Annotated in this window: 15 protein-coding genes; 9 read left to right on the forward strand and 6 right to left on the reverse strand. The window is 71.7% G+C overall.

The window, feature by feature from the left end; translation table 11 throughout:
• The first annotated feature begins 39 nt into the window (after window positions 1-39).
• The 3 genes from ABIA35_RS40755 to ABIA35_RS40765 all read left to right on the forward strand — a co-directional run bounded on the left by ABIA35_RS40755 (window position 40) and on the right by ABIA35_RS40765 (window position 1641).
• Window positions 40-888: a hypothetical protein gene (locus tag ABIA35_RS40755; protein ID WP_370361500.1), complete on the forward strand. Its 849-nt coding sequence runs from the start codon at window positions 40-42 to the stop codon at window positions 886-888.
• 73 nt (window positions 889-961) lie between these two features.
• Entirely contained in the window at window positions 962-1180 is a 219-nt protein-coding gene (locus tag ABIA35_RS40760) for a hypothetical protein (protein ID WP_370345725.1), read from the forward strand.
• Entirely contained in the window at window positions 1177-1641 is a 465-nt protein-coding gene (locus ABIA35_RS40765; protein ID WP_370361501.1) for a hypothetical protein, read from the forward strand. The genes ABIA35_RS40760 and ABIA35_RS40765 overlap by 4 nt, the downstream gene beginning before the upstream one ends.
• Before the next feature lie 61 nt (window positions 1642-1702).
• On the opposite strand, the gene ABIA35_RS40770 is transcribed toward ABIA35_RS40765, so the two are convergent.
• Both ABIA35_RS40770 and ABIA35_RS40775 read right to left on the reverse strand, forming a co-directional pair.
• Window positions 1703-3043: a ricin-type beta-trefoil lectin domain protein gene (locus tag ABIA35_RS40770; RefSeq protein WP_370361502.1), complete on the reverse strand. Its 1341-nt coding sequence runs from the start codon at window positions 3041-3043 to the stop codon at window positions 1703-1705.
• A 180-nt stretch (window positions 3044-3223) separates the two neighbouring features.
• Window positions 3224-5536: a tetratricopeptide repeat protein gene (locus ABIA35_RS40775; protein ID WP_370361503.1), complete on the reverse strand. Its 2313-nt coding sequence runs from the start codon at window positions 5534-5536 to the stop codon at window positions 3224-3226.
• Between the two features lie 286 nt (window positions 5537-5822).
• On the opposite strand from ABIA35_RS40775, the gene ABIA35_RS40780 reads away from it, so the two are divergent.
• Window positions 5823-7163, forward strand: a complete 1341-nt coding sequence (locus tag ABIA35_RS40780; protein WP_370345733.1) for an Ig-like domain-containing protein — start codon at window positions 5823-5825, stop codon at window positions 7161-7163.
• Window positions 7164-7244: 81 nt separating this feature from the next.
• Here the strand turns inward: ABIA35_RS40780 and ABIA35_RS40785 are convergent, their stop codons facing one another.
• Window positions 7245-10367, reverse strand: a complete 3123-nt coding sequence (locus ABIA35_RS40785) for a sacsin N-terminal ATP-binding-like domain-containing protein (protein WP_370361504.1) — start codon at window positions 10365-10367, stop codon at window positions 7245-7247.
• 45 nt (window positions 10368-10412) lie between these two features.
• On the reverse strand, window positions 10413-10661 hold the full coding sequence (locus ABIA35_RS40790) for a hypothetical protein (RefSeq protein ID WP_370345737.1): 249 nt from the start codon (window positions 10659-10661) through the stop codon (window positions 10413-10415).
• Between the two features lie 57 nt (window positions 10662-10718).
• On the opposite strand from ABIA35_RS40790, the gene ABIA35_RS40795 reads away from it, so the two are divergent.
• Genes ABIA35_RS40795 through ABIA35_RS40810 form a run of 4 tightly spaced genes read left to right on the forward strand, consistent with a single transcriptional unit; the run spans window position 10719 to window position 15868 of the window.
• A complete protein-coding gene (locus ABIA35_RS40795; RefSeq protein WP_370345739.1) occupies window positions 10719-11465 on the forward strand; it encodes a phosphotransferase family protein in 747 nt (248 codons plus the stop codon).
• A gap of 45 nt (window positions 11466-11510) precedes the next feature.
• Complete coding sequence (locus ABIA35_RS40800; RefSeq protein ID WP_370345741.1) at window positions 11511-11996, forward strand: MarR family winged helix-turn-helix transcriptional regulator; 486 nt, start codon at window positions 11511-11513, stop codon at window positions 11994-11996.
• Between the two features lie 47 nt (window positions 11997-12043).
• Window positions 12044-13492 carry an MFS transporter gene (locus tag ABIA35_RS40805; RefSeq protein WP_370361505.1) on the forward strand — a complete coding sequence of 483 codons (1449 nt, stop codon included), beginning with the start codon at window positions 12044-12046 and terminating at the stop codon, window positions 13490-13492.
• Window positions 13493-13519: 27 nt separating this feature from the next.
• Entirely contained in the window at window positions 13520-15868 is a 2349-nt protein-coding gene (locus ABIA35_RS40810) for a tetratricopeptide repeat protein (RefSeq protein ID WP_370361506.1), read from the forward strand.
• Window positions 15869-15886: 18 nt separating this feature from the next.
• Here the strand turns inward: ABIA35_RS40810 and ABIA35_RS40815 are convergent, their stop codons facing one another.
• Both ABIA35_RS40815 and ABIA35_RS40820 read right to left on the reverse strand, forming a co-directional pair.
• Complete coding sequence (locus ABIA35_RS40815) at window positions 15887-17575, reverse strand: SpoIIE family protein phosphatase (protein WP_370345747.1); 1689 nt, start codon at window positions 17573-17575, stop codon at window positions 15887-15889.
• Window positions 17576-17666: 91 nt separating this feature from the next.
• On the reverse strand, window positions 17667-18353 hold the full coding sequence (locus ABIA35_RS40820) for a class I SAM-dependent methyltransferase (protein ID WP_370345749.1): 687 nt from the start codon (window positions 18351-18353) through the stop codon (window positions 17667-17669).
• Between the two features lie 95 nt (window positions 18354-18448).
• Between ABIA35_RS40820 and ABIA35_RS40825 the strand changes: the two genes are divergently transcribed.
• Window positions 18449-19924 carry an FAD-binding protein gene (locus ABIA35_RS40825; protein WP_370361508.1) on the forward strand — a complete coding sequence of 492 codons (1476 nt, stop codon included), beginning with the start codon at window positions 18449-18451 and terminating at the stop codon, window positions 19922-19924.
• Window positions 19925-20256: the final 332 nt, after the last annotated feature.

Consider the following 20256-nt stretch of genomic DNA (forward strand, 5'->3'; position numbering starts at 1 on the left):
CACGGCACGAACCACTTCGAAGGATCGGGAGGGCGCAGCATGAGCACGGGACATTTCCCCCACGAGGGCGTCGAGCCCGAAACCGGCGACGCACTGCGCTCCGGACTGCACGCCCGTGCCGGCCGCGTCGACATCTCGCCGCCGCCGATCGGCGCGGTCCGGCAGCGCGCGCAGAAGCGGCGCAGGCGGCGCGGGATGGTTCAGGGGCTGTCGGGGCTGGCGGTCACGTGCGCGGTGGTCGTGGGGATCGTGGCGTGGTCGCCGGGGGGAGGCGATGTCGCCGGGCCGGGGCCGACGTCGACCACGGACGCGAGCTCGGCGAGGCCATCACGGACACCGACACCGACACCGACACCGACACCGCAGCCGAAGCCGACGACGTCCCGGACCACATCGATCTCCGACTTCCTCCTGGCCTCCGACCTGGGAGCCGGATGGACCGGGCCCGTTGCCAGCCCGGTGCCCCGTCCCGGGCTGTCCCTGGCTGGAAGCTATTGCGAGGACACGGGCTACTACTCGTCACAAACGCCGGTGGAGCCTGCTCCGAACAAGCTCTACTACTTCACAACCCAAAAGAATGCGGCTGAGACAGAGGAGGCGGTCTACACATTCGCCGCCGGAACTGGCGCCTCCGTCATGGAGAAGGTGCGCACGGCCCTCGTGGCGGGTTGTGGAGATCCGAAGCTGATCAAGGTATTGGCTTCCCCCTCGACGGTCGCCGATGAGGCGATCGTGTTCACCACCGGGGGAGGGGGCGGCAACATCCTGGTCCGCAGCGGTGACCGAGTCGCGTCGGCGGCTCTCAACCTCATCCCGCCGGGCCAGGACAGGGTGGTGTGGATGGTCGCGGTGGCGAAGCAGATGGCGGTCCGCCTTACCGGCGGCTGAGCGCACGGCCCGGCTCGCCCGGATGGCCGGCCCCCTCTTGATCCGAAAGTTTGTTCGAGTAGGATCGCGAACCGTGGAACCGCTCATCCCCCTGGCCCGTGCCGTGGCCTCCGAGGTCGACCGCCTCGGAGGCTTCCCCGCCGCCGTCCACATCGACGGCCCGCGCTCCGTGGTCGTCATCGAGGGCCTCGCAGGTCCCGAGGCCGCCGCCCGCCTCCAGCACGCGCTCGGCCGCGTGCGCCTGCGCGTCGAGGCCGACGGCGTCGGCCGACTGCGCGTCTACCCGAGTTGAGCGGCGGAGGGGGCGCGGCGGGCGGTTCCTACTGGTCCGGCGGCCCCGACGGCCCGGCGCGTGCGAATCGCCCCGGCGGTTCGAACAATCCGGCGCGCGCGAACGGCCCCGCCGGTTCGAACGCCTCGGCACGCCCGGCGCCCACGGCACGCCCGGCACCCACGGCGCCCCCGCCCCCGCCCACCACCCCCGGCCGCGACGCCCGCCGCCTCCCGCGCCCGCCCCGCGACGCCCGCCGCGTCGAGCCGCGCCGGCCCGCGATCTGGGTCCGTGTCGACGGCCGCTGGCTCCCCGGCCACATCCAGTGCTGGTTCACCCACCGCGGCCGGTGGGCCTGCTGGCTGTCCTACCAGGCCGACCCCGCGCACCCGACCGTCGCCGCATTGTGGGGCCTGTTCGCCTACGACCCCGCGTCGATCGTCAGCCGCGCCGCCCATCCGACCCCGCCGGGCGCGGTCTGAACGGCGCGCGGCCCCGGACACGGGAGCGTGTCCGGGGCCGCGGCCTCAACTGCTGTCCTGCTTACGGCAGCGTCCACTTCTGGGCGTTGGTGCCGTTGCAGTCGTAGATCTGGACCTGCGTCCCCGACTGCGTGGTCGCGCCCGGGACGTCCAAGCACTTGTTGGACTGCGGGTTGTAGAGCGATCCGTTCGACTGCGGGATGAACACCTGCGATCCGGTGCCGTTGCAGTCGTAAAGGTCGACCTTCGTGCTGTCCGCGGTGCCGCCGGCGTAGACGTCCAGGCACTTGCCGAGGACGTGCAGCGTGCTACCCGCCTGGACCACGCTCCACTGCTGCGCGGCGGTGCCGTTGCAGGTGTAGATCTGCACGGGGTTGTAGTTCGCGGTGCTCGAGCTCTGGTCGTCCAGGCAGATGTTGGAGCCGACGCCGGAGTAGATCGGGCCGCTGCCCGGCGGGGGCGGCGGGTTGCCGCCGCCGCTGCCGGTGGTGGTGTAGGCCGCGACGTAGTCGACCTGCATCGTGCCGCCGGAGGCGGTGGAGCCGGTCGGGGTGGTGCAGCCGCACACGCCGTTCGGGAAGCCGCCGCCCATGGCCAGGTCGAGGATGATCGACAGGTTGTGGTCGTAGGCCTGCTGCCAGGTCGAGGTGCCGACCTGCGACTCGTTGACCGAGAAGTACTGGTTCCCGTCCAGATAGAACGTGATCGACTCGGCCGAGGTGTTCGTGCGGTCCAGCACCATCGTGTAGGTGTGGAAGCCGCTCTGGCAGCCGCCGCAGGCCCGCAGGCCGCTGCCGATGCCGTTGCCCTCGTTGCACGGGCCGCCGGGATCGGTGCCGCAGTGGATGGTGCCGGCGACCTCCGACAGGGCGTTGACGTCCTCCATGATGTCGATCTCGCCGTTCTCCGGCCACTGGCCCGGGCCCAGCATCCAGAACGCGGGCCAGTAGCCCAGGCCCCCGGTCGGCTGCTGGATCGAGGCGGTGACCTCCAGCTTGCCGCCGGCCGGCGCCCCGACGTTGGCGGTGGTGGTCTGCACCCGGCCCGAGGTCCAGTTGCTGCCGCTGCCCTGCGCCGTGATGTCGAGGTTGCCGTTGCCGTCCAGGTGGACGTTGCTCGTCGAGTTCGTCATCGTCTCGATCTCGCCGGTGCCGAAGTTCGAGCCCGGACCGGTGTCGTACATCCACTGACCGTCGATGCCGCCGCCGGAGCCGCCGTTGAAGTCGTCGAGGAACACCTGGTTCCAGCCCGACGGCGTCGGGGGCGCCGAGGCCTGTGCGGCGCCGTTGGGCGTCACGGCCCAGGCCGCGAGCGCCACGGCCAGCGGCGCGGCGAGCGCCGCGAGGCGCCGGAAGCGTTTGCGGGCGGTGCGGGGTGCTGAGTGCTGTGGGGCTGAAGACATGTGGGGATCTCCTGGTTTGACGCACCACGAATACCCGCGGACCAGGACCCGGGGCTGTGGCAGTCACAGTCGGCGTCCTGCGTCCGCGCGGTCTATACCAGTTGCGCGCGCAGACTTATGAAAGCGCTCTCACAGGGGGCTGTCCAGCACAGAGACAAAGAATCTTGACAATCTTTGCCGTCAGCGGCTCTCAGCCAGTTTCGCGAGCCGCTGTTCGGCATCGGCGACCACCCACGAACCGGATCCCGCGGCCAGATCGACGACTTCCTCGTAGGCCTTGCGCGCACTGGCCTCGTCGTCGCGCAGATGGTGCAGTTCCCCGACGAGCAGCAATGTCGTCGCGCGCAGAACGGGCGCCTCGAACTTGGTCCTCAGCTCCAGGGAGCGCTCGTAGGTCGCGATGGCGTCGAGGTACTTGTCGCAGGCGCGGTAGGCATAGGCCATGGTGTCCAGGACGGTCGCCTGCCCCCAGATGTCGCCGAGTTCTTCAAACAGTGCCAGGGATTCCTCCGCCAGAGGCACCGCCGCTTCGGCGTGGGCGTGGTCCAGATGCCCCATGCACCAGGCGACGAGATTCAGGCTCTGCGCCCGGGTCTTCTGATACGCCTTCGTCTTCCGGGCCCGGCTCAGTGTGAGCGCGAGCTGTGCCGCGTCCAGACCCGCGGCGTAATCGCCGCGCCGGGTGTAGACGCCGACCAGACCGCACAGCGCCTGCGCCTCATAGAGTTCGAGGCCGATCCTCCGATAGATCTCGACCGCGCGCTCGGCGTCGGCCGCCGCGTCGTCGAGGTCGCCCAGGCCGCACAGCGCCCACTGCCGACGGTCCAGGGCGTACGCCTGGGCCTCGGCGTGGCCGAGCCGTTCGGCGGCCAGCAGCGCCACTGTCTGGATCGCGGTCATCTCGCGGTACCGCCCGGTCTTCGTGTAGTGCCCGACGAGGGACCAGGCGAGTTGCCAAGCCGCGGTGGGACGGGTGTCGGCCGTGGCGGCGACCAGCGATCGCAGTGCTGCGAGTTCTGCCTCGAACCACTGGGAAGCGGCGTCCGCGTCGGTCAGCGGGACGACCGCGGGCGGAGGCGTCTGTAGCGGGACGACGATCGGATTGCGTTTCGGGAACTGGAGCACGGCGCCGCGATAGGCCGTGTGGAGGTAGTGCTCCACAAGACGGTCCCACGCGGCTTCCCGCTCCGGGTCGCCTTCGGGCGGGCAGTGGTCGAGGGCGTAGCGTCGCAACAGATCGTGCATCGCGTACCGGCCGTCGGAGCCGGCCCTCACCAGATGCTCGTCCTGGAGCAGGCCGAGCAGTTCGGCGGCGGTGTCCCCGTCCACGCCGCCCAGCGCGGCGGTCGCCTCGACGGTGAAGTGGTCACCGGGATGCAGGCCCAGCAGACGGAACATGTGCCGCGCCGGATCGGACAGCGAACCGTAGGAAAGGTCGAAGACCGGCCGTAGCGAACGGCCGCCGGCCGCGACGGCGTCGAGCCCGCCGGTGGCCAGGCGGTCGGCCAGATCCCGTACCGACCACCCGGGCCGGGAGCGGAGGCGGCCGGCGGCCAGCGCGACGGCCAAGGGCAGCCGACCGCACAGATCGGCCACCCGCTCGGCGGCCTCCGGCTCGGCGCCGATCCGGTCCCGGCCGGCGACGGCCGCCAACAGCTCGACGGCCTCGGACACCGGGAACGCCTTGAGTTCCAACGGTATGCAGCCGTCCAGCCCGGCCATGCTGCGCCGGCTGGTGATGAGGACCAGACAGCCGGGGACAGCCGGAATCAGAGGCCGTACTTGGTCTTCGTCGACGGCGTTGTCCAGCAGGAGCAGAGCCCGGCGGCCGTGGAGCCGTTCGCGGAACATCGCCGCGCGCCGGCCGGTGTCGGCGGGGATCTGCTCGGTCGGGACGTGCAGGGCGCGCAGGAAGACGTCCAGGACATCGGCCGGATCGGCAGGCGGCCGCTCGGGATCGAAGCCGCGCAGGTTCACATACAGCTGCGCGTCCGCGAATACCCCCGCCCGCGCCAGTTCGTGGCCGGCGTGCACGGCGAGCTGGGTCTTGCCGACACCGCCCATGCCCTCGATCGACGCGATCACCACCCGGTCCGCACCGGACACGGCCGCCCTGACCAGATCCGCCAAGGCCTCGGCGCGTCCGGTGAAGGTGGCCAGATCCGCGGGGAGCTGCCGAAGCGTCCCGGGCGCGGCGACGGCTTTCGGCGGGATGTGGGCCCGGACGTACGCCTCGCGCCAGCGAGCGAGATCCGCTTCCCCGGTCACGCCCAGCGCACGGACGATGGCCATCACCAGATCCATGTCCAGGCGGCTGCGCCCGGTCTTGAAAGCGTCGACGACGGTCGAGGCCGACACGGTCTGCGGGGGCCGCATCATCGCCCCGACCTGTTTGGCCAGCGCCCGATAGGAAGGCTGACCGGCCCAGGCGCGCAGCTCACCGAGCAGATCGATGAACTCCGCCAGGCCGCCTACCTGGCCGGGATCCGGCATCCGCCCACTGTGCGATACCACCACAGCCCTCTCATGGTGACGTGCCGTACGCTTGCCACCGCGTCTGCGCTCGCTCGTTTGTACCGGAACTGTCACGAAGCCATGATCGGCCGAATTCTTCAGCAACCTTAGGGCAGGACGTGACGTCTAGGTGGGTGTATGGATGCCAGGGGGCCGGGCGTACGCGGATGCACGCGCTGTGACCGCTTCGGCACACTCCGCACTTGACAAGACGCCAAACGCTTTATACGTGTTCAGATACTATGCCCATTCCAAGGAGGGACTCGTGGCACGTCAGCACGGCCGGGATGGTTCTGCGGGCGCCGCCCGCCGCGTCACCGTCCGGCCCGCGTGGCGTCGCGCCGTCCAGCTGACCGCGGTCGCCGCCGCGGCCACGCTGTTGGCGGCCGGCTGCGGCAGTTCGTCGGGCTCCAAGCCCTCGGCGGCGGCCCCGGCTGCCAACGGCAGCTCCGCGCCCAGCGCGGGTGGCAGCTCCGGGACGACGGGGGCCACCACGCCCTCGGCGCCGGCGACACCGTTGGTGCTCAGCGCCAAACCGGCCGACGGCGCGACGAACGTGGATCCCTCGACGGGGATCCAGATCAGTGCCGCCGGCGGCAAGATCGAGTCGGTGACGGCGCAGGACAGCAAGGGGGACAAGGTCTCCGGCACGCTCGCCGCCGACGGGTCCTCCTGGTCGTCCAACGGCACGCTGTTCATATCCAGCAGCTACACCGTGACCGGTAAGGCCGTGGACAGCACCGGGGCCGAGAAGGACATCTCGGCGAAGTTCACGACGATGACCCCGCAGAAGCGGCTCGGACTGGAGAGCTACTTCCCCGACGACGGCACGACCGTCGGCGTCGGCCAGCCGGTGTCGGTGACGTTCACCAACCCGCCGAACGCCAAGGACCGCGCCAACGTCGAGAAGGCGATGACGGTCACCACCACGCCGCACGTCGACGGCGCGTGGAGCTGGATCACCGCGACCCAGGTCGACTGGCGCCCGCAGAGCTTCTGGGCCTCCGGCACCAAGGTCTCGGTCCAGATGAACCTCAACGGTGTCAAGGCCGGCGACGTGACCTACGGCTCCTTCACGAAGGGCTTCAACTTCACCATCGGCCGCGACCAGCGCGCCGTGGTGGACACGAAGAACTTCACCATGCACGTCTTCCAGGACGGCAAGGAGATCAAGCAGATCCCCACCGACACCGGTATGAAGGGCTACAGCACCTGGAACGGCACCATGGTGGTGCTGGACAAGCAGCCGATGATCGAGATGAAGTCCTGCTCGGTCCCCGGCTTCAGCTGCACCCCGGGCGTCGGCAACTACTACGACCTCAAGGTCTATGACGACGTACACCTCACCACCTCGGGGACGTACGTCCACGCGGCCGGGTGGGACAACTCGATCGGCACGGACAACACCTCGCACGGCTGCGTGCACCTGAAGCCCGCGGACGCGGACTGGTTCTACAAGTTCATCAACGTCGGCGACCCGGTGACGATCACCGGAGAGCCGGACATGGTGCACAACGGCAACGGCTTCACCGACTGGAACGAGAGCTGGCAGACCTGGCTCGCCGGTTCGGCCGCGGGCCTTTCGCCCGCTCCCGCCGGCCAGTGAGTCCGACAGCCGGTCAGTAGTCACAAAGAACCGGCCGCCCGCGCAGAAGCGCGGGCGGCCGGTTTCTCGTTGTGCCGCCTGCTATTCGAAGTCGACCTCGACCAGCAGATCCGCGATGCGCTCGGGCTCGGCGAGCATCGCGGCGACCAGGTGCCGCTGGTCCCACCGCCCCGCGGCCCACGCCAGACCGCGCGCCAGCCCGTCGAAGGTGGACGTGTGCACCACCCCGTCCGCCACGCGCCAGTCGACCTCCGTGCCGTCGGCCAGGATCAGGTCGTCGTGCTCGACATAGGTGACCGGGGCGTCCGGGAGCAGGGCCCTGACGGCCTCGGGGACGTCCCGCACCTCGCCGGGCTCGTCCACCCCGGCGTCTATCACCTCCGAGGCCAGGTCCAGGTCGAACAGATCGGCCAGGGCGGTCGCGAAGCGCAGCGGGATCGGCAGGTAGGGCCGGCCGGCCAGCAGCGGCAGCAGGTCCGGGGCGTCGACGACGACGACGTCGTCCGCGTCGGCCACGACCAGCTCGCCGTCCAGGGTGGCGCGCAGGTGGTCCGGCGGGGAGACCTGGTCGGCGGGCACCTCGGCCAGCGTGCAGTACAGATCGGTGAGCTGGCTCCGGGTGACCGGCCGGTCGGGGTCGGCCAGGCGGTCCAGCAGCTCGTCCGGCCCGCCCGGCGTCGCCAGCAGTTCCAGGGCGGTGGTCTTCACCCCCAGCGCGGTCAGGAACTCCGCGTCGTTGGCGAGCGCGCCGGCGTCGGCCGGGTCCAGGGGATCGTAGAGCCCGGCCAGGGCGGTGTCGTCGCCGGCGACCAGATCGGCGGGGCACTTGCCGGCCAGCACCGGGGTGCGGCTCAGCCACCACGCGGTCGCCGGGGGCAGCGTCAGCTTGCCGCCGTCGGCCAGCGACAGCCGCGCCGGCCGCATCACCGCCTGGCGCAGCGCCGGTGTCTGCGCCAGCAGCTCCAGCGCGCGCGCCCACGCCTCGGGCCGCACCGTCTCCAGCCCGATGACGCCGGCCAGCTCGGCGAGCACCACCGGCGCGGAGTCCGGCGGACACAGGGCCTCGACGTGTTCGGCCCAGTCCTCGAAGCCCTCCAGCTCCGCCAGCTCGTCGTCGAGCGTGTCCGGATCGAGCAGCACATCGGTGTCGCGCAGCAGCGGGAAGCCGTCGGGGACGCCGGCGGCGTGCAGGACGCCCGACCCCCAGCGCTCGACCCACGCGGCGTCGACGAACCCGTACAACTCGGGGTCGACGATCCCGGCCAGCGCCGAGTCGGGAACCAGCAGCTCCCCGGCCGGGGTGAGGCCGCCGTCGGCCTCCGGCAGCAGCAGCCGGCCCAGGCCGAACCGCTCGCCGGGACGCGGGTCGGCGGCCCGCACCAGTGCCAGCACCGCCTCGGCCACCGCCAGCGGATCGGAGGAGGCGTCGTCGTCGCCGAGCGGCACCGGATCGTAGGCGGCGTCCAGGGCCTGCAGCACCGACGGGTCGGCCAGCATCACCCGCGGCTCGGCCGGCTGCGCGCCGAGGCGCTCCAGCAGGCGGGAGCCCTCGCCGAGCGCGTGCGGGTGGATGACTCGCAGGCCGAGCGGGGTGAGCGCGGCCAGGGTGGCGTCGTCGAGGCTTCCGGCCGGACGCAGCGTGCCGCGCGGGCCGCGCACGGTGCGGCCGTCGGCCAGCGGGACCGGCAGGGCCGCCAGCGCGTCGAAGGCCAGCGGGTCGTCGCCGGAGACGGCGTCCAGCGCGGTGTAGAGCGCCGACCACCAGGCCGGGGGCCGGTCCAGGCCGGCGACGGCCTCGACGACGTCGCCCAGACCGATGCCGCGCACGCCCAGGGTGGACAGCGCCGCCTGGTCCTTCTCGAAGCCGGCCGGGAGCAGGCCGGGGATCACGTCTTCGAGGGCTGCGACGAGGGCCCCGGAGTTCGGGGTGAGGACGACGGCCTCGCGGGGGACGAGGAGGGGCTCGGGCTCGGCTTCGTCTTCTTTGTCCGGCACGGCGGCCGCGGGCAGGATCGCGGTCTGGGCCAGCAACGCCACGATCCGGCGCCGCACCTCGGCATCGACCGGTCCGTCCGCGATCGGCCCGGGCACGAGCCGGAGCAGCCCCGGCGTCTTGGCCGGCCAGTCCCGCACGAGGTCGGCATAGGCGTCGGCGGCCCGGTCCAGCAGGAAGTCGGTCAACGCCCCCGGCGCCAGCCGGCGCCGTGTCGGATCCAGCGGCAGCGTCGCGATCAGCAGCGCCGGCAGGCCCAGCGGCTCGTCGGTCGGCGTCGGGCCGTGGAACACCGGAACCGTCGCCGGCCGGCGCGGCTCGTCGGCGGCATCGCACGGGACCGCCCACGTCAGCGCCCACACCGGCCGGGCACGTTCCTCGACCGGGCGATCGGCCAGCAGCTCCGGCGCGATCGCCCCGCTCGCCGCCACGATCCGCCAGCGCGACTCCTCGGCGCCGTCGGTGATGGCGCACACGCCGTCGGCATCCCGGACCGCGCTCAGCCGCCGCACGTCCCCGTCGATGTCCACGACGATCTCCGCCAGCGCCGGCAACGCCAGCAGCAGCGCGTCGTCCACGCCGGCCAGCAGATTGCGCACCAGCTTGCGCGCCGCCTCATCCCGCAACGGGAGGACGACGGCCGTGTCGAAGCCCTGCTCCGGCTGCCCCTCGGCGGGGAACGGCAGACGCAGCACCGGGACCCGGCCCTCCCGCCGCAGCACCTCGGCCCGCAGCCCGTCGCTGCGCTCGGCGGCCCGCTCCACCTCGCGGCGCGCGTCGCCGGCGGAGAAGCGGACGCTGCCGTCGCGCGAGAGCATGGAGGGCTCGTCGCAGACGGCGAGGACCGCGGCGAAGCCGACCCCGAACCGGCCGACGGGGGAGGCGGCATCGGGGGAGGCGGCGCCGTCGCCGACCTTCGCCGAAGCCCGCAGCGTGGACAGCCCGGTCACCCCGTCGGCGTCCAAAGGCGCCCCGACGTTGGCGGCGGTCAGCGTCCCGCCGTCCAACGTCAGCCGCAACCGCCCCGGCACCCCGGCCCGCAGCGCGGCATCGGCCGCGTTCTGCGCCAACTCCACGACCACCCGGTCCCGGTACCCGCCCAGGACGAGGTCCTCCTCGAGGTTGGCATCCTCGCGGAAGCGCACGGGCGAGGCCACCCAGGCCTCCAGCACCCGGTCACGGATCGCTGCTGTCTCAAACGGATCGCTCACGCGCGGATTCTAGGCCGTGTCTTGCAACCCCGGGGGGCACGACCCTCATCCCGCCTGGCTGCCCGCTTCCGCGACGTAGCCGGTCAGGCACTGGTGGCAGATGATGTCGACCATGCGCACCACCGAGTAATCCCGCCACCGCGTCACCGGCTCCACCAGCGCACGGTTGCACAACGTGTGCAGATGCGGCGGATCGTCGGCGTCGTCGATGCGCACAATGTGCCAGGACTGATCCTCGGTGCTGTCGGTGTCGAGATCCCGGTCACGGGCAAGCTCGTAGGTGTAGCGGCTCACAGTCGGGACAATGCGCCGGTTTGCGGGCGACGGCACGTCGGGGGCACCGTTCGGGGTATGCGGGAACTGGCCGGCGGGCGGATGACGGCGGGGGTCGTGCGCGTGGGCGGTGGCGCGGGCCCGGGCGCGGGCGACATCGTGCGGAGGCCGACGAGTGCGGCGTCGGGATTCGTGGCGGAGCTGCTGGAGCTTTTCGAGCAGCGAGGCTTCGCCGGCGCGCCGCGGTACCTCGGCCGCGACGATGACGCAGACCTGTTCAGCTACATCCCCGGCGACGTCCCGGCCCGGTTCCAGGTCTGGACCGACCAGCAGATCGCTGCGGCCGGCCGGCTCCTGCGCGCGATGCACGACGCCACCCGCGGCAGTGCCCTGGCCGGACGCGGCCCGGTGGTCTGCCACCATGACGCCGGGCCCAACAACGCCGTGTTCCAGAACGGCCTGCCGGCCGCGTGGATCGACTTCGACACGGCCGCGCCCGGCGACCCCCTCGAAGACGTCGGCTACGCGGCCTGGACGTGGTGCATCGCCTCGAAGCAGGCGGCGCCGATCGCTTGCCAGGCCGGCCAGGTCAGGATCCTGGCCGACGCCTACGGCCTCACCGCCGCCGACCGCGCCGTCCTGATCGACGCCGCGATCGAGCGCCAGGTTCGCAACGTCCGCTTCTGGGCCTCGGTCCAAGCCTCCGGAACCGCGCTCGCCGACTCCGCGACCATCGCCGACCGCATCGCGTGGAGCCGGCGCGAAGCCGCGTTCACGATGGCCCACCGGGCTGCCTTCGACCGGGCGCTCGTCGCGAAAGTATGAAGGCCAGACTTGTAATCCCAGCCTTCTAAACCTAGACTGAACATCGTGAACGAAGCCCAGCCCTCCGCCGAAGCCGAGCCCTCCGCCGCGGCCGCCGGCGAGCCGGACGTCCGCCGCGACACCGCCAACCGCCTCCGCATCGCGATCGGCGCCTTCAAGCGGCGCGTTCAGGACGCGGGCGCGGCCGGGGACCTGAGTAATCCGCAGCTCACGGCCTTGTCGCGGCTGGACCGCCTCGGTCCGATGACCACGACCGGCCTGGCTCGGCGCGAGCAGATCACGCCGCAGGCGATGGGCGCGACGGTCGCCAGTCTGGAGAAGCTCGGCCTGGTCACGCGCAGTGCGCACGCCACCGACGCTCGCCAGTCCATCCTGAGCCTGACGCCGGAGGGCCTGGCCGCCGTCCACTCCGGGCGCAACGCCGTGGCCGACAAGGTCTCCGCCGTCCTGGAGGAGTCGTTCACCGACGCGGAGGTCGCGGTCCTCGCCGCCGCCGCGCCGCTGATCGAACGGCTCGCGGAGCTGCTCTGACGCCGCTCCCGGGCTCCACGCTCCCTTCCGCACCTCTGGAGCCGCCCATGCCCGCCACGCCTGCGATACCCGGCACCACCCATGGCGCCGAAGCCGGCACAGCCCTCGCACCCCAGGACAAGACCCAGCACCAGAACCCCTTCTCCTGGCGCTTCACCACCCCGCTGTTCATCGGCTCGGCCCTGAACCCCGTCAACAGCTCGCTGATCGCCACCGCCCTGCTCCCGATCGCGCACGGCGTCGGCGTCCCCATCGGCCAGACCGCCGCCCTGGTCACCGCGCTCTACCTGGCCAGCGCCATCGCGCAGCCGACCGCCGGCAAGGCCGCCGAGGTCTTCGGCCCCCGCCGGGTCTTCCTCGCCGGCATCCTGCTGGTCGCGCTCGGCGGGCTGGTCGGCGGGTCCGCCGGCGACCTGGCGGTCCTGCTGGTCAGCAGAGTCCTGATAGGGCTGGGCACCTCCTGCGCCTACCCGACCGCCATGCTCCTGATCCGTGGCCGCGCCCGCGAGGCGGGCCTGGCCAAGCCGCCCGGCGGCGTGCTCGGCGGCCTGCAGATCGCCGGCATCGCCACCGCGTCGCTCGGCCTGCCGATCGGCGGCGCCCTGGTCGGCGCGTTCGGCTGGCGCTCGGTGTTCTTCGTCAACGTGCCGGTCGCGCTGGTCGCGCTCGTCGCGACGCTCACCTGGGTCTCGCCCGACGGCCCGCTCCAGCGTCCGCTCCGGTGGCGCGAGGTCGCCGCACGGCTGGACGTCCTCGGCATCGCCGGCTTCGCCGCCGCCATGATCGCGCTGCTGCTGTTCCTGTTCTCGCTCCCCACCACGCACTGGTACCTGCTGGCTCTGTCCATCGCCCTCTGGATCGCGCTCGTGCTCTGGGAACTGCGCGCCTCGGCCCCCTTCCTCGACGTCCGCATGCTCGCCGCGAACACCGCGCTCGCCCGCACCTACCTGCGCTTCGGCCTGGCGATGCTGTGCCTGTACGTGGTCTTGTTCGGCATCACCCAATGGCTCGAAGGCGTGCGCGGCCTCAGTGAGACCCAGGCCGGCCTGCTCCTGCTCCCGATGACCCTGGTCTCCGGCCTGATCGTCTCGCCGGTCTCGCGCCGGAACCTGGTCCGCGGCCCCATCCTCGCCGCTGCGCTCGCCTGCGTGGCCGGTGCGGCGGGGACTCTGGTCCTGAGCGCCTCGGCCTCGATCGGCTGGGTCGTGGCCATCACGCTCGTCTTCGGACTGGTCATGGGCTTCGCCGCGGCCGGCAACCAGACCGCCCTGTACGCGCAGGCGCCCGCCGACCAGCTCGGCACCGCCGCCGGACTGCTGCGCACCTTCGGCTACGTCGGCTCGATCGCCTCCTCGGCCATCACCGGGATGGTCTTCCACACCAGCGTCAGCGACCACGGCGTGCACCAGATCGCCTGGATCATGATCGGCGTCAGCCTCGTCCTGCTGCTGGTGTCCGTCCTGGACCGCACTCTGCCGAAGAAGACCGCTTCATAAGGGCGCTGAGTCCTATGATCGGCAGGCGTGAGCGACGATACCGACGCCTACCCCGACCCGGCCCGTGCCGCCGATCTCCCCGATTTCATCGCCCTGCTCGAGGATCTCCGCCGCCGCAGTGGGAACCCGTCCTACCGGACCCTGGCGCGGCGGGTCGGACCGCTGATGCGGCCGCCGCAGACCATGCCGCACTCCACGATCGGCGACGTGTTCCAATCCCGGCGCCGGCGGCTGAATCCGGACCTGGTGATCGCCATCGTCCGCGCGCTGGGCGCGGACGAGGCCGCCGTGGCCCGGTGGTGGCAGGCTTGCGTCCGCGTCCACGGCGTCGCCAAGACCGGCGGCCCGCTCGGCGTCCTGCGGCAGCTTCCGGCGGACCCGGCGGACTTCACCGGCCGCGAGGCCGAACTGCAGCAGCTGCTCGACGCCGTCGCCGCCGCCGAGGCCGCCGGCGAGCGGCTGGCGGCTCCCTTCGTGGCGACCGTCGAGGGCATGGGAGGTGTGGGGAAGACCCAGTTCGCGGTGCACGTCGCGCACCGTCTGCTGCGCGCCGGTCGATGCACCGGCCTTCAGCTGTATGTGAACCTTCGCGGGTTCGATCCCGAGCGGCCGCCCGCGGATCCCGAAGGCGTCCTCGAAGGCTTCCTGCGCGAGTTGGGCGTCCCGGGACAGCAGATCCCCGAGACGCTCGACGAACGCGCGGCCATGTTCCGGGACCGCGTCCACGGCCGCGAAGCCCTGCTCCTGCTCGACAACGCCGCCGACGCGCGGCAGGTCCGCGACCTGCTACCGGCCGCGTCGACCTGCCTGGTGCTGATCACTAGCCGGCGGAGCCTGGCGGATCTGGAAGGGGCCAGTCCGCTGGTCCTCGATGTGTTCCGGCCGGAGGAAGCGAGGGCGTTGCTGGCGCGCGTCGTCGGAGCCGAACGCGTCGCCGCCGAACCCGAGGCCGCCGACCGGATCGTGGCCGCCGGCGGCCGGCTGCCGCTGGCCGTGTCCATCGTCGCGGCGCGGCTCAAGTCACGGCCGGCGTGGACGCTCGCCGATCTGGCCGCGCGCCTGGAAGCCGATCCGGACGGCGAGACGTTGACGAGCCGCTTCCTGGAGCCGGTCTTCGACCTCTCCTACCGAGGCCTGGCCCCGCAGGCGAGCCGCATGTTCCGGCTCCTGGGATGGCATCCCGGCAACGACTTCTCCGCCGCATCGGCAGCGGCCCTGGCCGGGCTCACCACGGACAGCGCCGAGCAGCTCCTGGAACGGATGCAGGACGAGTACCTGGTCGACCAGAAGTACGCCGGACGGTACGAGATGCACGACCTGGTCCGCCAATACGCCCGCAACCAAGCCCGGGCCGACGCCGCCGAAGAACGACCCGCCGCCTCCAGCCGCCTGCTCGACCACTACCTGCACAACGGCCACCACGCCGCCATGCTCGAGGTCCCCGTCCGCGACCCGATCTGCGTCCGGCTCCCGGCGCCGCAGGACCAGACGGTCCTGGTGCCGATGGCCGACGCCACCGCCGCCGGCGCATGGTTCGACGCAGAGCTCGAAGCCATTCGGGAACTGATCCAGACCTGCGTCGAATCCGAACCCGTCATCGCCTGGCAGCTGGCGTGGTCGTTGGTCGGGCACTGCATGAAGACGGCCCGCTACTGGGAACTGATCCGCACCCAGACACTCGCCCTCCAAGCCGCCGAGCGCGTCGGCGACCTCACCGCCGTCTCGTACTCGCTCCAGGCGCGGGTCACGGCGATGACGCCCCTCCACATGTACGACAGCGTCATCGCGGACCTGAACCGCTCTGTCGAGATCTGCCGCAGCACTGGCGACCGTTTCTACGAAGCGCGCGGGCTCTGCAAGATCGGTGCCGCGTGGTCCCAGCGGCAGGACTATGCGGCCGGCCTGGAGTACGCGCTACTGGCGCTGGAGGTGAGCCGGTCCCTGGGTGTCGACGGCCGTACAGAACAAGCACGAAGCCTGAACCTGATCGGATGGAGTCAGGCACACCTGGGAGACCTGGAACAAGCCGTCGACGCCTGTGAGGAATCGGTGCGGCTGGCCGAGGAACTCGACGACCTGTGGTCCCAGGCTGTCGCGCTCGACAGCCTGGCGTTCGCGCACCGCGAGGCCGGCGCCTACAAGACGTCCGCGGCGACGTACCGGCGCGCGCTGGCGGTTCACGATCGCTACGGCGCGGCGCCTTTCCGGGCCCAGACGCAGACGCATCTCGCCGATCTGTTGGTGGCCATGGGAGAGGTCGACGAAGCGCTCGCCATGTTCCGGGAGGCGTCCGGAATCCTGGAGACGGCCGATGAGAAGTTGGCCGAGGAGGTCCGGCAGCGGATCGGGGAGCTGTTGGCGAAAAGAGAGGGATGAGGGAGCGATGAGGCTGGGCTAGCCCCAGCCCTCCTCCAACGCCATCTCGAACCACACGACCTTCCCGTTCGCCGTCCGGCTCACTCCCCACCGCAAAGCTAGCTGGCTCACCAGGAACAGCCCGCGTCCGCCCTCGTCCAGATCGCCGGCTTCCAGCAGGATCGGCAGGAAGTGGTCGTCGTCCCGGACCTCGCACAGCAGCGTCCGGGTCCGCAGCAGCCGAAGCTCGATCGGTCCGTGGGCGTAGCGCACCGCGTTCGTCACCAGTTCCGTGGCGAGCAGCTCCGTGGTGTCCCGCACGCTCTCCGGCAGATCCCATTGCGCCATCGCCTGGCGTACCAGCCGGCGGGCGCGCGGGACCGTCGGCGGCAGCGGGGCCAGGAGCCAGTTGGCGATGTTCTCCGCCGGGATGCCCTTCAGACGCGCCGCCAGGAGCGCGACGTCGTCCTCGTGCTTGTCGCCGTCGAGCATCGTCAGCAGGGTGTCGCACAGCGCCTCGGGGTCGGCGGCGGGGCGGGCGGCCAGTTCCAGGCACTCGCCGAGGGCCTCGATGCGGTCGTCGATGTCGTCGCCGCGCGCCTCGACCAGGCCGTCGGTGTACAGGACCAGGACGTCGCCGTCGCGGATGGGGATCTCGGCGGTGTCGAAGGCGACGCCGCCCACGCCGATCGGCGCGCCGCTGGGGACCTCGACGCGCTCCACGCGGCCGTCGGCGCGGACCAGCATCGGGGACAGGTGGCCGGCGTTGGCGATGACGCAGCAGGAGGCGATCGGGTCGTACACCGCGTACAGGCACGTCGCCAGGTGGTCGTCGCCCAGTTGCAGGGCCAGGCTGTCGAGCTGGCGGAGCAGCTGTCCGGGCGGCAGGTCCAGGGCGGCCAGCGTCTGCACCGCGATGCGCAGGTGGCCCATCACCGCCGCCGAGCGGACGCCGTGGCCCATCACGTCGCCGATCACGATCGCCACCCGGCTGCCGGGCAGGGCGATGGTGTCGAACCAGTCGCCGCCGACCTCGACGGCCGGGTTGGCCGGCAGATACCGGTGGGCGACCTCCACCCCGGCCAGGGTCGGCGGGGCGGTCGGGAGCACCCCGCGGCGGAACTCGGCGGCGGTGGCCACCTGGCCGCGGAACAGCCGGGCGTTGTCCACGCCGAGCGCCGCCTGGGCCGCCAGCTGGCCGACGGTGAGCACGTCTATCTCGTCGAACTCGGCGCGCTCCGGGCGCCGGGTCAGCGCCACACAGCCCAGGACCCGGCCGCGGATGACGATCGGCACCGCCAGATAGGCGCGCTCGGCGACCAGCGGATACAGGTCGCCGGGGGAGTGGGACAGGGCCATCGCCTCGGCCCGGTCCGGGGTGACCCGGTCCAGCCACACCGGCATGCCGGTGGCCATCGCCTCGTGGCAGGGGCTGGTGTCGTGCATGATCTGCACCGCGCCCTCCGGCACCAGCGCCAGCCAGCGCTCCGGCGGCTCGTCGTGCGCCACCGCCACCCGGCGCACCAGGCTGGAGGCCGTGGCTCCGAGCGCCGGCGGGGCCGGGGCGCCGTCCACGAACAACGCGTCCAGCAGGTGCACCGAGGCGAAGTCGGCCAGCCGGGGCACCACGGCCGCGGCGAACTGCCCGGCGACCGCGACCATGTCGCCACCGGCCCCGATGCGGGCGGTCGCCTGGTTCAGGAACGACAGATGGTCCCGCAGTTCCATCGGTCTGTACGTCAGCACTCCGTTGTGCCCGTGCTCTGATTCGTGCACTTATCTGTTGCTCTCGCTCCGGCCCGATACTGGTGTGCGGAGTCTAGGACTGTTCATCCGCCTTTTGGCAGAGGAAGAACATCTGGATCTCCGGTTGTGCCGAAGATGTCTCCGGTGCGTAGGAAAGTACCTGTTCGTGCTCGATGACGAATCCGGACTCTGACAACACAGTACGCAAGTCTTCTCGCAGAAACCCGGTGACCCGGATTCTGCTGTCCAGGAAAGCGATCGGGACGTCGTCCACGTCGGCCTCCACCATCGCGACCGCGAACCGGCCGCCCGGGACCAGCGCGTCGTGGATCAGGCGCAGCGCGGTCCGGATCCGCTCGCGGGGGAGGTGCAGCAGCGCGAAGAACGCGGTCACCGCCTCGTAGCCCGGCTCGGGCGGCGATAAGTCGACGACGTCGCCCAGGACGCACTCCGCCTCCGGCACGTTCTTCCGGGCGATCTCCAGCATCCGCGGGGAGATGTCCAGACAGGTGACCCGGCATCCGGCGTCCGCCAGCTGCCGGGCGGTCGGCAGCCCGGTTCCGGCGCCCACGTCGAGCACCCGCGCGCCGGCCGGGAGCTGCTCCAGCAGCGTCGAGACCACGGCGAGCTGGCCGTCCTTGTGCGGGAAGGCCTCGTCGTAGCGGGCGCCGATGGCGTCGTAGGCGCGGGCCTGCGCCTGTTCGCGTTCGAGCCACGCCTGGTCGTGCGGTGTGGACGAGCGCGGATTCCCGATGACCATGTGACCCCTCGACTCGCGGACGCAGACCGGTCGCTCAGGGACACCGGCCTCCGTATTATCAATGGTCTTCATTTCCGTGGGAAAGGGTGGGACTGATGCGCATCGACGCGCAGCACAGCCGTCGCTCGTTCATCCGCGCCGTGAGCGTGGGAACCCTGGCCGTCGGGTTCGACCTCACGTCGCGGGCCTGGGCGGCCCAGGCCCCGCAGCACGCGGGACCGGACTTCCGGCACGCCCCGCACCTGGACGGCCGCCTGCTGGTCGCCCCGGCCGATCTGGCGCCGTACGAGGACGACTTCGGCCACCTGGTCCACCGCACCCCGCAGGCGGCCCTGCTGCCCGGCTCGGTCCGGGACATCGCCGCGATGATCGCCTTCTGCGGCCCGCTCGGCATCCCGGTCGCCCCGCGCGGCCAGGGCCACCAGACCTTCGGACAGGCGCAAGTCGAAGGCGGCCTGATCGTCGATCTGGGGCCGCTGGACACGATCAGCGTCGACCCGGCGGCCCAGACCGCGACCGTCGGCGCCGGGGCGGTGTGGAGCGCGGTCCTGACCGCGAGCCTGGCCCACGGTCTCACCCCGCCGGTGTTCACCGACTACATCGAGCTCTCGGTGGGCGGCACGCTGTCCGCCGGCGGCGTCGGCGGCGCCTCGCACCGCCACGGGGCGCAGGTCGACAACGTCGTCGAGCTGGAGGTCGTCACCGGCACCGGCCAGGTCCGGACCTGCTCGGCGACCCGCGACGCGGACCTGTTCCACGCGGCCCTGTCGGGCCTGGGGCAGGTCGGCGTCATCACCCGCGCGGTCATCCGACTGGTCGCGGCCCCGACCTCGGTGCGCAGCTACTCGCTGGTCTACCCGACCGTGGCCGCGCTCACCGCCGCCCAGCGCAAGGCCGTCGGCGACGGCCGCTTCGACTGGCTGGAGGGCACGATCCTGCCGGCCGCGGGCGGCGGCTGGATGTACATCCTCGAGGGATCGGCGTTCTACGACACGACCCCGCCGAATGACAGCGCCCTGATCGGCGACCTCGGCTACGTCGGGCCGCCGCAGATCCAGGACTCCGCCTACTTCGACTTCGTGGACGACCTGGCGCCGACCGTCGCGGCGCTGAAGGCCAGCGGCGAGTGGTACGACCCGCACCCGTGGTTCAACGGATTCCTTCCGGATGCGGCCACCGACACTCTCGCCGAGGCCACGATCGCGGCCACGACGCCGGCCGACCTCGGCGCGAGCGGGCTGATCCTGCTGTATCCGGTGCCGACCGCCAGGTTCACGGCTCCGCTGCTGTCGGTGCCGAAGGGCGAGCTCGCGTTCCTGTTCGCGGTGCTGCGCACGGCCGCGCCCGACGACGCGCTCCCGGCGCCGGAACTGCTGCAGGCCAACCGCGACCTGTACCTGAGCGTGCAGGCCAAGGGCGGGACGCAGTACCCCGTCGGTGCGATCCCGATGACGCCGGCCGACTGGCGGACGCAGTACGGCGCGCGGTGGCAGCAGTTCCGGGCGGCGAAGCAGTGCTTCGACCCCCACGGGATTCTCGCTCCGGGACAGGGCATTTTCAGGCGCGCCTGACTCATGTGTGGGTCGGGTGGGTCGTGCTGGGCGGGGTGGGGGTGTTGGTGCGGTTGGGGCTGGTGGTTTAGAGGCTTTTTACGGCTTCGCGCAGGGTTTGCGGGATCCGCTGGTGGCGCGGTCGCTGGGGCGGTGGTCGGCGCTGCGTTGGCTGCTGATGGTCTGGGCAGGTGGTCGACTCTAACTGCGACAGTCAAGGTCAAAGGCGACAGTCAAGAGCGCCTCCGGCGGCGCCTGCGCGGCGAGCGGCCTCGCTCCGGGGAGTGGGGGTCGCGTAGTCGGGCGGCGGTCGTTGCTTGTGGTCGCCTTTGTCCCGGATTCCCCGTCGCTTC

The sequence above is a fragment of the Catenulispora sp. MAP12-49 genome (genome assembly GCF_041262705.1).
In the GTDB taxonomy this organism is placed as follows: Bacteria; Actinomycetota; Actinomycetes; order Streptomycetales; family Catenulisporaceae; genus Catenulispora.

Coding starts and splice junctions, on each gene's coding strand:
- ABIA35_RS40755 (WP_370361500.1), top strand. CDS start 40: ATGAGCACGGGACATTTCCCCCACGAGGGCGTCGAGCCCGAAACCGGC.
- ABIA35_RS40770 (WP_370361502.1), bottom strand. CDS start 3,043: ATGTCTTCAGCCCCACAGCACTCAGCACCCCGCACCGCCCGCAAACGC.
- ABIA35_RS40775 (WP_370361503.1), bottom strand. CDS start 5,536: ATGCCGGATCCCGGCCAGGTAGGCGGCCTGGCGGAGTTCATCGATCTG.
- ABIA35_RS40795 (WP_370345739.1), top strand. CDS start 10,719: ATGCGGGAACTGGCCGGCGGGCGGATGACGGCGGGGGTCGTGCGCGTG.
- ABIA35_RS40805 (WP_370361505.1), top strand. CDS start 12,044: ATGCCCGCCACGCCTGCGATACCCGGCACCACCCATGGCGCCGAAGCC.
- ABIA35_RS40815 (WP_370345747.1), bottom strand. CDS start 17,575: ATGGAACTGCGGGACCATCTGTCGTTCCTGAACCAGGCGACCGCCCGC.
- ABIA35_RS40820 (WP_370345749.1), bottom strand. CDS start 18,353: ATGGTCATCGGGAATCCGCGCTCGTCCACACCGCACGACCAGGCGTGG.
- ABIA35_RS40825 (WP_370361508.1), top strand. CDS start 18,449: ATGCGCATCGACGCGCAGCACAGCCGTCGCTCGTTCATCCGCGCCGTG.